General features: G+C 58.0%; 11 protein-coding genes. 8 read left to right on the top strand and 3 right to left on the bottom strand.

The annotated features are described in order from the left end of the window. Positions 1-1,278 carry an aspartate aminotransferase family protein gene (locus GOW16_RS12260; RefSeq protein WP_170415282.1) on the top strand — a complete coding sequence of 426 codons (1,278 nt, stop codon included), beginning with the start codon at positions 1-3 and terminating at the stop codon, positions 1,276-1,278. 228 nt (positions 1,279-1,506) lie between these two features. On the opposite strand, the gene hemC is transcribed toward GOW16_RS12260, so the two are convergent. Continuing rightward, positions 1,507-2,466 (bottom strand): hydroxymethylbilane synthase, encoded by a 960-nt coding sequence (hemC, locus tag GOW16_RS12255; RefSeq protein WP_170415280.1) that lies wholly within the window; start codon positions 2,464-2,466, stop codon positions 1,507-1,509. A 107-nt stretch (positions 2,467-2,573) separates the two neighbouring features. Between hemC and hemE the strand changes: the two genes are divergently transcribed. Beyond that, positions 2,574-3,617, top strand: coding sequence for a uroporphyrinogen decarboxylase (hemE, locus tag GOW16_RS12250; protein WP_170415278.1), 1,044 nt, complete (start codon positions 2,574-2,576; stop codon positions 3,615-3,617). Between the two features lie 47 nt (positions 3,618-3,664). Here hemE and GOW16_RS12245 read toward each other — a convergent pair whose 3' ends face one another. After that, on the bottom strand, positions 3,665-4,774 hold the full coding sequence (locus GOW16_RS12245; RefSeq protein WP_170415276.1) for a CaiB/BaiF CoA transferase family protein: 1,110 nt from the start codon (positions 4,772-4,774) through the stop codon (positions 3,665-3,667). 154 nt (positions 4,775-4,928) lie between these two features. Between GOW16_RS12245 and GOW16_RS12240 the strand changes: the two genes are divergently transcribed. The 6 genes from GOW16_RS12240 to uvrC all read left to right on the top strand — a co-directional run bounded on the left by GOW16_RS12240 (position 4,929) and on the right by uvrC (position 11,631). After that, positions 4,929-5,858 carry an ABC transporter ATP-binding protein gene (locus GOW16_RS12240; RefSeq protein ID WP_170415274.1) on the top strand — a complete coding sequence of 310 codons (930 nt, stop codon included), beginning with the start codon at positions 4,929-4,931 and terminating at the stop codon, positions 5,856-5,858. Further along, entirely contained in the window at positions 5,855-6,616 is a 762-nt protein-coding gene (locus GOW16_RS12235; RefSeq protein WP_170415273.1) for an ABC transporter permease, read from the top strand. Before GOW16_RS12240 ends, GOW16_RS12235 begins: the two co-directional genes overlap by 4 nt. Positions 6,617-6,736: 120 nt before the next feature. Next, a complete protein-coding gene (locus tag GOW16_RS12230; RefSeq protein WP_170415271.1) occupies positions 6,737-7,534 on the top strand; it encodes a S49 family peptidase in 798 nt (265 codons plus the stop codon). A 168-nt stretch (positions 7,535-7,702) separates the two neighbouring features. Beyond that, complete coding sequence (locus GOW16_RS12225) at positions 7,703-8,665, top strand: calcium/sodium antiporter (RefSeq protein ID WP_170415269.1); 963 nt, start codon at positions 7,703-7,705, stop codon at positions 8,663-8,665. 21 nt (positions 8,666-8,686) lie between these two features. Further along, positions 8,687-9,466, top strand: a complete 780-nt coding sequence (locus GOW16_RS12220) for an SDR family oxidoreductase (RefSeq protein WP_170415267.1) — start codon at positions 8,687-8,689, stop codon at positions 9,464-9,466. A 290-nt stretch (positions 9,467-9,756) separates the two neighbouring features. Next, complete coding sequence (gene uvrC, locus GOW16_RS12215) at positions 9,757-11,631, top strand: excinuclease ABC subunit UvrC (RefSeq protein WP_170415357.1); 1,875 nt, start codon at positions 9,757-9,759, stop codon at positions 11,629-11,631. Here uvrC and GOW16_RS12210 read toward each other — a convergent pair. Next, positions 11,628-12,512: a DMT family transporter gene (locus GOW16_RS12210; RefSeq protein WP_170415265.1), complete on the bottom strand. Its 885-nt coding sequence runs from the start codon at positions 12,510-12,512 to the stop codon at positions 11,628-11,630. The two genes, uvrC and GOW16_RS12210, sit on opposite strands and share 4 nt — an antisense overlap. Between the last annotated feature and the right edge of the window lie 161 nt (positions 12,513-12,673).

The following is a 12,673-nucleotide window of genomic DNA, read 5'->3' as shown; positions in this document are numbered from 1 at the left end:
ATGCTGAAAATCAACACCCAATCCGAATGGATTACCCGCGCAAACGAGGTTCTGCCCGCCGGAGGGTTCGGCAATTTCGACCCGGGCATCATCATTTCCCGCGGCGAAGGCAGCCATGTCTGGGATGAGGATGGCAACGAGTATATCGACTACCTGATCGGCTCTGGCCCGATGTTGCTGGGCCATGGCCACCCCGAAGTGATGGAAGCCGTTCTCGAACAACTGCCCAAAGGCATGACGTTCTTTGCCAACAACGCCAAGGGCATTGAACTGGCCGAGGCCATCGTCGATGCTGTGCCCTGTTGCGAGCAGATGCGTTTTGTCGCCTCAGGCGGTGAGGCGGACATGTACGCGATCCGTTTGGCGCGGGCTTATACGGGGCGCAACAAGATCCTGAAATTCGAAGGCGGCTATCACGGGATGAGCGCCGAGGCACAGATGAGCCTTGCCCCCAGCCGCAATGTTAATTTCCCGCAGGCCGTACCTGACAGCGCCGGCATCCCCGAAGGCGTCGCCGAGCAGATGCTGATCGCACCGTTCAACGATCTGGAAGCTGTTGCCAACCTGCTGGATGAACATGATGACATTGCTGCAATTATGGTCGAGCCGCTGCAACGAATCATCCCTCCGATGCCCGGATACCTTCAGGGATTGCGAGATCTTTGCGATAAACACAATGTTCTGCTCATTTTCGATGAAATCGTCACAGGGTTCCGCCTGGCCTATGGTGGTGCACAGGAGAAGTATGGCGTGACGCCTGATATCTGCACTCTGGGCAAAATCACTGGCGGTGGGTTCCCTCTGGCCGCGACGGGTGCAAGCGCCGAGATCATGAAGCATTTCGACAAGGCACAAGTCGGCGAGGAAGGTTGGTTGATGCAATTGGGCACGCTGTCAGGTAACCCGGTCGCCTCGGTCGCCGGGCTGAAGACAATGGAGATCTTGCGGCGTGACGGGGTGTATGATCGCTTGCGTGAAATCGGGGCCGAATTGCAACAGATGCAGGTGGAGGCACTGAGCGAAGCCGGTATTCCGCATCGGGTTTGCGGTGACGAAACACTGTTCGACATCTATTTCACCGAAGCGGACTGCCGAGACTACCGTAGCGCCAAGCATGACGATCCCCGTCGCAATGCTGTCTATAACGATACGCTGCGCGTTCATGGGATATTCAAATCCCCCGGCAAGCTTTATCCGTCGCTGGCCGTGACTCAGGCCGATCTGGAACAGACGCGGATGGCCGTTGAAAAAGCGGTTCAGGCAATCAGCGCTGGCTGAAGACTAAAAGGCTTTGAAACTAAGTGGGCCGCCGTCATTTCTGACAGCGGCCCTTACTGATTGGATTTCCGGGTCTGGCCTCGCCCCCTCGAATACCACTTAAAAGAGAACGGACTAAAAAAACTTTCGACTATTTCGAGGCCGACCCGACTTCTCAATCGGTATAAACACTTTATGCCGGATCAATGCGGCCGTCTCAGTGAAGTAGTTCACTTTTCATAAACTTTTTTAGATTTTCCACTCAAAAAATCTCGGACCGGCCTGTTTCAATAAGGATTCTGCCATGGCGCGACCTATCTGCGGGCCGTCAGACACCGCTCCGGTGGCGTCTTCGGCTATCGACTCGGACCCATCAGGGCGCAAAACCTCACCACGAAGGCGTAGTTCATCACCTTGTATCTCGGCCAGTCCCGCGATTGGCGTTTCGCAGGATCCGTCCAATGCGGCCAGCAATGCGCGTTCCGCCGCCAGCCTCAGACCGGTCTCGGCGTGGTGGATGGCTTCCAGCATTTCGGCGGCACGAGAATCACTGGCGCGGCGTTCGATGCCGATCGTGCCTTGAGCGATGGCGGGCAGCATGTCCTCGACGGCAATGGCAGTCGCGGGAACCTGATCCATATTCAGACGCCGGATACCTGCCATGGCCAGAAACGTGCAATCGGCCACGCCATCCGACAGCTTTTTGAGGCGCGTTTGCACGTTGCCCCGAAACTCGACCACGTTCAGGTCCGGGCGACGGTTCAGCAGTTGTGCCTTCCGCCGCAGGGATGAGGTACCCACCACCGCGCCCTGCGCAAGGTCGCGAATTGAGTTCAGGCCGGGCGAGATAAACGCATCCCTTACGTCTTCGCGCGGCAGGAACGTATCCAGCACCAGACCCTCGGGCTGTTCGACCGGCATGTCCTTGGTGGAATGCACCGCGATGTCGATATCCCCGCGCAGCATCGCTTCTTCGATTTCCTTGGTGAACAGGCCCTTGTTGCCGATCTCTTTCAGTGGGCGGTCCGCGTCGATCATGGCGCGGTTGTCGCCGGTGGTTTTGATCACCACAATCTCGAACGCCTCATCAGGCAGAGCAAAGGCGTTGCCCAGCCGTTCACGGGTTTCATAGGCTTGTGCCAGCGCCAGCGGTGAGCCACGAGTGCCGATCTTGAGCGGTGATGCGGGGGTTGGCAGGGTCAGTGTCATGTGCACAGCTTTAGTCGCGTCACATTGCCCTGACAATGGGGGCAGAGCTTGACAAATTGCCACTGAGGCACGACCCGTTGCGGCAAACCAGACGATTGGGGACAAAGATGGCCGAGACAAAGAAACTGCTGCGGGCACTGGCGGGTGAGGTGCAGGACGTGCCACCAATCTGGATGATGCGGCAGGCGGGGCGTTATCTGCCGGAATATCGCGCAACCCGGGCACAGGCCGGGGATTTCTTGTCTTTGTGCTATAATCCCGAACTGGCGGCCGAGGTGACGTTGCAGCCGATCCGTCGTTATGGGTTCGACGCGGCGATTCTGTTTGCCGATATTCTGTTGGTGCCGCAGGCGCTGGGCGCGGATCTGTGGTTTGTCACCGGCGAAGGGCCACGCCTGTCGACGATCACGCAGCAACCCGATTTTGACGCGCTGAAGCCGGTTGAAGAAATTCACGAGACCCTGTCACCCGTTTACGAAACCGTGCGCATCCTGTCGCGCGAATTGCCGTCTGAGACGACACTGATCGGGTTTGCAGGTGCGCCGTGGACAGTGGCGACCTACATGATCGCCGGTCGCGGTACGCCAGATCAGGGTCCGGCCCATGCCTTGCGCGAAGAAAACACGGCCTTGTTCGAAGCGTTACTCGAGCGGATCACGCTGGCCACGATTGAATATCTCTCGGCGCAGATTGAGGCCGGTGCCGAGGTTGTCAAAATCTTCGATAGCTGGGCCGGGTCTCTGAAGGGCGATGCCTTTCAGAAATATGCGGTCGAGCCTTGCCGTGTGATCACACAGGCTATCAAGCAGCGCCATCCGAGCATCCCGGTGATCGGCTTCCCACGCGAGGCAGGTGATGGTTACATCGGTTTTGCCAAGTCCACCGGCGTGGATTGCGTCGCACTTGACAACTCGGTGTCGCCGGATTGGGCCGCCGAGCGTGTGCAGGTGAATGGGTGCGTTCAGGGCAATCTGGCCTCGTCGCACATGGTGACGGGTGGTCAGGCCCTGGTGGATGAGACACGGCGCATTGTCGAGGCGTTCTCGAAAGGGCCGCATATCTTCAATCTGGGCCACGGGATCACGCCTGATGCAGATCCTGAAAATGTTCAGCTGATGATCGACACGGTGCGATCGTGGCGGAACGCGTAGAGGGGCCAGCCCCTCTTGGCCTTCGGCCAATTCACCCCGAGATATTTTTAGCCAGATGAAGGATCGCGAGGGGCATTGGCGGACAGTTCATCGAGAATGTCCTGCTTGTGTTCGCCTCGGCGCGGGCTGGATTTCGATTGCCAAGCCTGGGCTGAGAAGCGGGGCGCGGCTGCAGCTTGTAATGCGCCGCTATGTTCGATCCAGGTTTGGCGCTCGGTGTTCATGGGATGGGCCTGTGCTTCAACAGGGTCGAGTACAGGCGCGACGCAGGCGTCGGAGCCCTGGAACATGGTGGCCCAGTGGTCGCGGGGTTTGTTGGCGAATAAGTCCGAGAGCCGCTGTGTGAGTTTGGGCCAAAGTGCCGGAACATACTGTTTTTGGAATTCGGGATCGTCGGTGAGTCCCAGCTTTTTTAGGAATTCGGCATAGAATTTGGGTTCAAGACACTGGACGGTCACGAACCCCCCGTCCAAGCAAGCGTAAGTGCGGCTCCAATGCGGGCCGTCCAGCAGACTGTGACCGCGTGTTTCGGACAGGTTGCCGGTTTGGCGCATACTCATCAGTAGGTTCATCATATGGGCTGAACCGTCATAGATGGCGGCATCGACAATAGTACCTTGCCCCGTTCGCTGCGCGTTGAGGATTCCGGCCAGAATGCCTGCGACAAGATACATCGCGCCTCCGCCGATATCCCCGACCAGAGTCGCAGGGGTTAGCGGGGGTTGCCCTGCGGTCGAGGCGTACCACAGTGCTCCGGACAGAGAGATATAGTTAAGATCATGCCCCGCCGTTTGGGATAGCGGGCTGTCCTGACCCCATCCGGTCATGCGTCCATAGACCAACTTGGGGTTTGACGCGGCGAACGTGCCGGGACCCAGCCCCAATTTTTCCATCACGCCGGGGCGGAATCCTTCGATCAGCGCGTCGGCGGAAGTGATCAGACGCCTGGCGATGTCCACATCGGCAGCATCCTTCAGATTCAGATCAATTGAGCGTTTGCCGCGGTCCAGGACGGATTGCTCGGGCATGCCCGGCACGATAGGCTGCCCCTTGCGGTGGATCGTAATGACGTCCGCGCCCAGATCGGCCAGCAGCATGGCCGCGAAAGGGCCTGGCCCCAATCCTTCAATTTCAATGATCCGAATTCCGCTGAGCATGGTCTCTCTCCTTTCCGCGCAGGTTTTCGGGGATGTCCGGCGATTGCAAGCGTGACCCGACCGCGACCACAAAAATGCGCAGAACAATGTGCGGAATTGACCTGTTCTGTACCGATTTGACGGGGTAGTGTCCCCGCCAGAACAGGGAACATGCATGACAACTATTCTGTCCATCAGGGATTTGCGTAAGTCCTATGCCGATGGTTTTGAGGCGCTCAAAGGGGTGTCTTTGGATATCGAACAGGGCGAAATTCTGGCGTTGCTTGGCCCAAATGGGGCCGGAAAGACGACGTTGATTTCCACGGTGTGCGGTATAACCACACCGACTTCGGGCACCGTCACGGTTGGTGGGCACGATATCCAAACCGAGTTCCGTGCCGCGCGCCGGATGATCGGGTTGGTGCCGCAGGAAATCGCGCTTGAGCCGTTTGAAAAGGTTTGGAACACGGTTCGGTTCTCGCGGGGTCTGTTCGGATACAGCAGCGACAATGCCCGGATCGAAGAGATTCTGCGCAAGTTGTCGCTGTGGGACAAGCGCAAGAATGCGATCAAGGAATTGTCCGGCGGCATGAAGCGTCGGGTGCTGATTGCCAAGGCGCTGGCGCATGAGCCACGCGTGCTGTTTCTGGATGAGCCGACTGCCGGTGTGGATGTGGAATTGCGCAAGGACATGTGGGAGATCGTGGCCGAGCTGAAACAAGCCGGGGTCACCATTATCCTGACAACACATTACATCGAAGAGGCCGAAGCCATCGCCGACAGGGTGGGTGTCATTGATAAGGGTGAGCTGCGGTTGGTACAGGACAAAGACACCCTGATGGCCCAAATGGGCAAAAAACAGATCGAAGTTATGCTGACCGATCCTATCCAGGCCATTCCTGAGAGTCTGACCGCGCACAATCTGACGCTGAACGGTAATGGTGACGCGCTGGTGTATACCTATGACACGCACGCAGACCGCACCGGGATCACCACGTTGCTGAATGATGTAGCGCAGGCGGGGCTTGTTTTGCGCGACGTGCAGACCCGGCAGTCGAGCCTGGAGGAGATTTTCGTGAATCTTGTGTCCGGAGAGTCCCCATGAACTGGTCCGCAGTCGCAGCCATATACCGGTTTGAGATGGCCCGGTTCTTCCGCACACTGGCGCAGAGCTTTCTGTCTCCGGTCCTTTCGACCTCCTTGTACTTTGTGGTCTTTGGCACTGCCATCGGCAGCCGCATTCAAGAGGTTGAGGGCGTATCCTATGGTGCGTTCATCGTGCCCGGGCTGATCATGCTGTCCGTTGTGATGCTGGCCATCTCGAACGCGTCATTCGGGATCTACTTTCCTAAGTTTCTGGGTACGATCTACGAGTTGCTGTCCGCCCCGATTAACTTTATCGAAATCGTCATCGGCTATGTCGGGGCTGCGGCCACAAAGTCGCTGTTTGTCGGGCTCGTGATTCTTGTCACGGCCACGTTCTTCGTGGACATACGCATCGAACATCCTTTTGCGATGGCCGCCTTCCTTATCCTGTCTTGTCTCAGCTTTTCACTGCTGGGCTTTATCATTGGTATCTGGGCCAGCAATTTTGAGCAGATGTCTTTGGTGCCTCAACTGGTCGTTACGCCGCTGATCTTTCTGGGCGGCACCTTCTATTCGATCTCGATGCTGCCACCCGTCTGGCAGACGATCACCTTGTTCAACCCGGTTGTTTACCTGATCTCCGGGTTCCGCTGGTCGTTCTATGGTCTGGCGGATGTTCCGATCGGATTCAGTCTGTTGGCGATTCTGGCTTTCACCGGAATTTGTTTGGCGTTAATTGGGTGGATTTTCAAAACAGGCTGGCGCATCCGCAGCTAAGGTTTGGGCCGGGCGGTGCGTTGCATTTTTGCCCTCCATGTGTGTGAAATTGGTTCACGTCGCGTCTTAGGCCCGAACACTCCCTTGTTTAGCGCAGACCTGCACTCTACATCGGCACCCATGAAACTCAGCCTTCCGTTTGTCAATAAACAGCCCCTGGTGGCCGTGGTTCGATTGTCGGGCGCCATCGGAATGGCAGGGCGCGGGTCGTTGAACGACACCGCACTGGCCCCCGTTCTGGAAAAGGCGTTTCGCAAAGGTAAACCCGCCGCCGTGGCGCTTGAGATCAATTCGCCCGGCGGCTCGCCTGTGCAAAGCTCTTTGATCGGGGCACGTATCCGACGGCTGTCGGATGAGCTGGACGTGCCGGTCATCGCCTTTGTCGAGGATGTCGCGGCCTCGGGCGGGTATTGGCTGGCTGCGGCCGCTGACGAGATTTGGGCCGACGACAGCTCGGTCCTGGGGTCGATCGGCGTGATTTCGGCCGGGTTCGGTGCGCATGTGTTTTTGGCGCGGCAGGGGATCGAACGGCGGGTGCATACCGCAGGCCGGTCTAAATCGATGCTCGACCCGTTTGCGCCGGAAAAGGAAGAGGATGTCGCGCGGCTGCAAGGCCTTTTGGGCGATATCCACGACAACTTCATTAACCATGTCAAAACCCGCCGTGGCGACAAGTTGGATCAGAACGCGGACCTATTCACGGGCGAAGTCTGGCTGGCCCGACGCGCGCAGGAGCTGGGCTTGATCGAAGGCGTTGCGCATCTGAAGCCGAAAATGCAGGAGCGGTTCGGCGACAAGGTGAAGTTCCGCCGCTATGGTCTGCGCAAACCGATCTGGTCGCGGTTTGGGGCCTCTTTGGCCCAGGACGCAATAACCGGGCTTGAGGAGCGGGCGGCCTACGCGCGCTTTGGTTTGTGACGTGATTATTAAGATTGTCACCCTTTTTCTGATCGCCATGGGTGTCCTGGCGATGTTCGGCAAGCTGCGCTTTCCGGGGCAGAAAAGGCTGCAATCTGCAAGATGCCCGCGCTGTAAGCGATTCAGGATCGGTAAAGGCCCCTGCGCCTGCGAAAAAGGAGGCCGTACATGACGGCATGGCTGTTATCCGGCCTTGGATTGCTGATCCTGCTGCTGGCAGGTGATGCTTTGGTGCGCGGCGCAGTTAACCTGAGCCTGCGTCTGGGCGTACCTGCCTTGATCGTCAGCCTGACCATTGTGGCCTTTGGAACCTCGGCCCCCGAATTGTTGATCGCGATCAGCGCGATCAAGGAAAACGCGCCAGGGATCGCGCTGGGTAACGTGGTTGGGTCTAACACGGCGAACATTCTGTTGGTTCTGGGCCTGCCGGCATTGCTTGCCACCTTGCACACCAGCGAATGTGACAGTCGAAAGAACTATGTTTTCATGCTGCTGGCCACTGTGTTGTTCATTGGATTGGCATTTTGCGGTGTGTTCAATCTGGCCAGTGGCGCGATACTGCTTGCTGCTTTGGGTCTGGTCCTGCTCAACGCGTTCCGCGAGGCGCATGCACATCGCAAAGCTTGCGGCGAGGCCTGTGCGGAAGAGGATGAGCTTGAAGGCCTGGAAGAGGCCGATCCGGACATGCCATATTGGAAGCTTTCGATCTACTTGGTCCTGGGCCTGATTGGTCTGCCGATGGGCGCGCATCTGCTGGTTGACAACGCCACGATTATCGCTCGGACCTATGGTGTCAGCGAAACGATTATCGGCCTGACACTGATCGCAGTTGGAACATCCCTGCCGGAACTCGCAACGACGGTCATGGCGGCCCTGCGCAGACAGGCCGATGTCGCGTTGGGTAACGTGATCGGGTCGAACATGTTCAACCTTTTGGCCATTGTCGGCATCGCCACGCTATTCGGACGTATCCCGGTCGACCCGGAGTTTCTGCGTTTCGATCTGTGGGTCATGCTGGGCGCATCGCTACTGTTGATCCCATTCGTATTCTTAAAGAAAGATATCACGCGCAGCTGGGGTCTGCTGTTGACGCTGCTGTATGCGGTGTACATCGTCTCGCTGTTGGCGTGATCGGAAGATAGGGGGAAATCCATGGCCCGAGCATTGGTGACCGGTGCAGGTATCCGTCTTGGCCGCGCAATGGCCCTGTATCTGGCTAAACGTGGATATGACGTCGCCGTGCATTATGCGACGTCGGAACAACCAGCTGCTGAAACCGTGGCCGAGGTGCAGGCGCTTGGGCGAAACGCGGTTGCCATGCAGGCCGATCTGCTGAATGAGGCGCAGGTCGAAACCCTGTTGCCGCGCGCGGCTGAGGCGTTGGGTGGGCCGATCACCTGCCTGGTGAACAACGCGTCGATCTTTGAATACGACAACCTTCAATCCGCCACACGGCAAAGCTGGGACCGGCACCTCGACAGCAATCTGCGCGCTCCATTCGTGCTGACGCAGGCGATGGCCGCGCAGGGGCTGAAACCGGGCACGGACGAGGCGGGCGAGCCCGTTGCCACCGGTCTGATCGTTAACATGGTGGATATGCGGGTGCGCAAGCTCACGCCTGAATTCATGACCTATACGATTGCCAAGATGGGCCTGTGGGCCCTGACCCGGACCGCAGCTCAGGCGCTCTCGCCGTCGATACGGGTTAACGCGATCGGGCCGGGTCCGACGATGCAGGGCCACCGGCAAAGCGAAGAACACTTCAGCGCGCAGCGCGCAAACACGGTTCTGGAACGCGGGTCGAACCCGTCCGATATCACTGCCGCCCTGGGCTATTTCCTGGATGCGCATGCGGTCACAGGCCAACTATTGTGCGTTGACGGAGGTCAGCATCTGGGGTGGAAAACTCCGGACGTTCTGGGCTTGGAATAGGTAAAACTGCTGCAAGTTTTGCACCGCTCTCGGTTCTGTTACCTTCGCGTTACAAAAATGTCTTTTTTTTCATGCACTTGCCTTGTGAATTAAAATATTTCAAACAAAAACAACAGGTTAAATATTTGCTTAATTTTTGTGCAAATCAAGGAATCCTTAATGATTCAAGGGAATTTCGCCAAGCACGGAAACTTATCTTCACACTTATCCACAGAAACCGTGGATTTGTTTTCTCTTGATCTGAGGGCCACAAGATTGCAGCCATGGTCAGAGAATCATATCTCAGGCAAATGACAACAGACAGCGACCCAATCCCCGATACTCAACTGACCGGCTATGCCTGTATTCAGCGTTATGTGAAGACGCTGGACAGTTCACCGGGGGTGTATCGGATGTTGGATGCGGACAGCCGTGTGCTGTATGTCGGCAAAGCGCGCAACCTCAAGGCGCGGGTGTCGAACTATGCGCGGCCGGGGCATTCGGGGCGAATTGAGCGGATGATCGCGGCGACAGCTTCGATGATGTTCCTGACTACGCGGACCGAGACCGAGGCGCTGCTGCTTGAGCAGAACTTGATCAAGCAGCTCAAGCCTAAATACAACGTGCTGCTGCGGGACGACAAAAGCTTTCCCAATATTCTGGTCGCCAAGGACCATGCCTTTCCGCAGATCAAGAAGCACCGTGGCGCGAAGAAGGAAAAGGGTGCCTATTTCGGTCCCTTCGCCAGTGCGGGAGCGGTCAATCGTACGCTGAACCAGCTGCAGAAGGCATTTCTGTTGCGGAACTGTTCGGACTCGATGTTCGACAGCCGCACGCGACCCTGCCTGCTCTATCAGATCAAGCGGTGCTCGGGGCCGTGCGTTGGTCTGATTTCGGATGGGGACTACCGCGAAAGCGTGAAAGATGCCGAGCGGTTCCTGTCCGGGCGGTCGACCAAAGTGCAGGAGGAACTGGCAGAACAGATGATGGCCGCGTCCGAGGCAATGGAGTTCGAACGTGCAGCCGGACTGCGTGATCGCATCCGCGCGCTGACGCAGGTGCAGACCTCTCAGGGCATCAACCCGCGCGGCGTGGCCGAGGCGGATGTGATCGGCCTTTATATGGACAGCGGGCAGGCCTGTGTTCAGGTGTTCTTCATCCGTGCCAATCAGAACTGGGGAAACAAGGATTTCTATCCTCGTGTCGGTGTGGATGTGTCTGCGGCCGAGGCGATGGAGGCATTCCTTGGTCAGTTCTACGACAACAAGGAGCCGCCCCGGCAACTGATCTTGTCGGACGCCATTGAAAATGCCGACCTGATGCAAGAGGCGTTAAGCGAAAAGGCAGGGCGCAAGGTTGAAATCCTTGTGCCTCAGCGCGGTGAGAAACAGGAATTGATTGCCGGTGCCTTGCGTAATGCGCGGGAATCTCTGGCCCGTCGGATGTCGGAAAGCGCCACGCAGGCCAAGCTGCTGCGCGGTGTGGCCGAGGCATTTGACCTGGACGGTCCGCCGAACCGGATCGAGGTTTACGATAACTCTCATATCCAGGGGACCAACGCTGTTGGCGGGATGATTGTCGCTGGTCCCGAGGGGTTCATGAAAAACGCCTATCGAAAGTTCAACATTCGGGGTGATGATCTGACCCCCGGTGACGATTTCGGGATGATGAAAGAGGTTCTGACCCGCCGATTTACCCGGCTACAAAAGGAAGACCCGGATCGTGACAAGGGGTTGTGGCCCGACCTGTTGCTGATTGACGGCGGCGCTGGGCAAGTGAGTGCAGTGCGAGAGATCATGGTCGAGCATGGGGTCGAAGACATTCCGATGGTTGGCGTTGCAAAAGGCGTCGACCGTGATCATGGCAAGGAAGAGTTCCACCGAACCGGACAGCGCCCATTTGCGCTCAAACGAAACGATCCGGTGCTATACTTCATCCAGCGACTACGGGACGAGGCGCACCGGTTTGCAATCGGCACCCACCGCGCGAAACGCGCCAAAGCCGTCGGGGCGACGCCGCTGGATGAAATCCCGGGTGTGGGGGCGGCCCGCAAACGGGCTTTGCTGGCACATTTCGGCAGCGCCAAGGCTGTAAGCCGGGCCAATCTGGCGGATTTGAAAGCGGTGGAAGGGATCTCAGCCGGTTTGGCGCAGAAGGTCTATGACTTCTTCCACGACAAGGGCTAGGCCTTGCGTCCACGCCACAGGATATACAGGCCCGAGGCCACGATCAGCACGCTGCCGATCCACATCGTCTGATCCAGATCCTCGCCAAAGAAGACCACGCCCAGGGCGACTCCGAACAACAGACGCGAATAGCGGAAGGGTGTGACGGCGGAGACCTCTCCGGTCCGCATGGCTTTCATCAAGGACGTATATGCGATTGCGCCTAGGATAACTGCCCCGGCAAGATGCAGACTTGTGGTCACTGGCACCGGTGCGATGGGGGCCTGTTCCCAAAAGCTGTAGGCAATCCCAGCGACAATCACGCTGACAAAGCCATAGAAACCCAGCACTTCGGTTCCAAGACTGGCAGGGGCGGCTCTACTAGCGAGATCGCGACCAGCAAAGCCAAGCATCCCCAGCACAGCCAGCAAGGACAGGATGGTGAAGCTGTCTCCGGTCGGTTGGATGATGATCACAACGCCGATCAGGCCAACAAAGATGGCGCTCCACCGTCGCCAGCCGACGGTCTCGCCGAACAGAAGCGCGGCACAGGCGACGACCACCAAAGGGGTGGCCTGCAGGATGACAGTTGCTGATGACAAGGGAGTCAGCGTGATGGCGAGAACATAGAGTAACCGCCCAAGAATTTCGAAAACGGCACGGATTTTCATCGCAGGCGACAGCACATCTGGTTGCAGCAACCGCGTGCCCCGCGCGGTGGCGACACAAGCAAAGACCACCGCACCACCGAGACCGAAAAGGACCAGGATCTGCCAGATGGGCAGGGCAATCGCGGCCGCCTTCAGCAGCGCGTCCTCCAGTGCGAAACATGCCATCGCACCAATCATCCACGCGCTACCGATCAGGTTTGCGCGCGCGTCGGTCTTAATATTCGGAGTCATGGGTCGTCTTTGCCATTGGGCCTGATCGGCGGCACTCTGACGGCAATCCGCCCCGAGGCCAAGGCCAATAACCGGTGCCGCGCCCGGCTGCGGCGCTTTGACCAAGCCTCTGTGATCGGTGCAGTTTTTTTCCGCCCCGTCTTTTCTGTCCCCGACCGGCA

It is taken from the genome of Ruegeria atlantica (genome assembly GCF_013033965.1).
Taxonomy (GTDB): domain Bacteria; phylum Pseudomonadota; class Alphaproteobacteria; order Rhodobacterales; family Rhodobacteraceae; genus Ruegeria; species Ruegeria atlantica_D.
The sequence above is the reverse complement of the archived record's forward strand: the minus strand, read 5'-3'. Positions and strand labels throughout refer to the sequence as shown.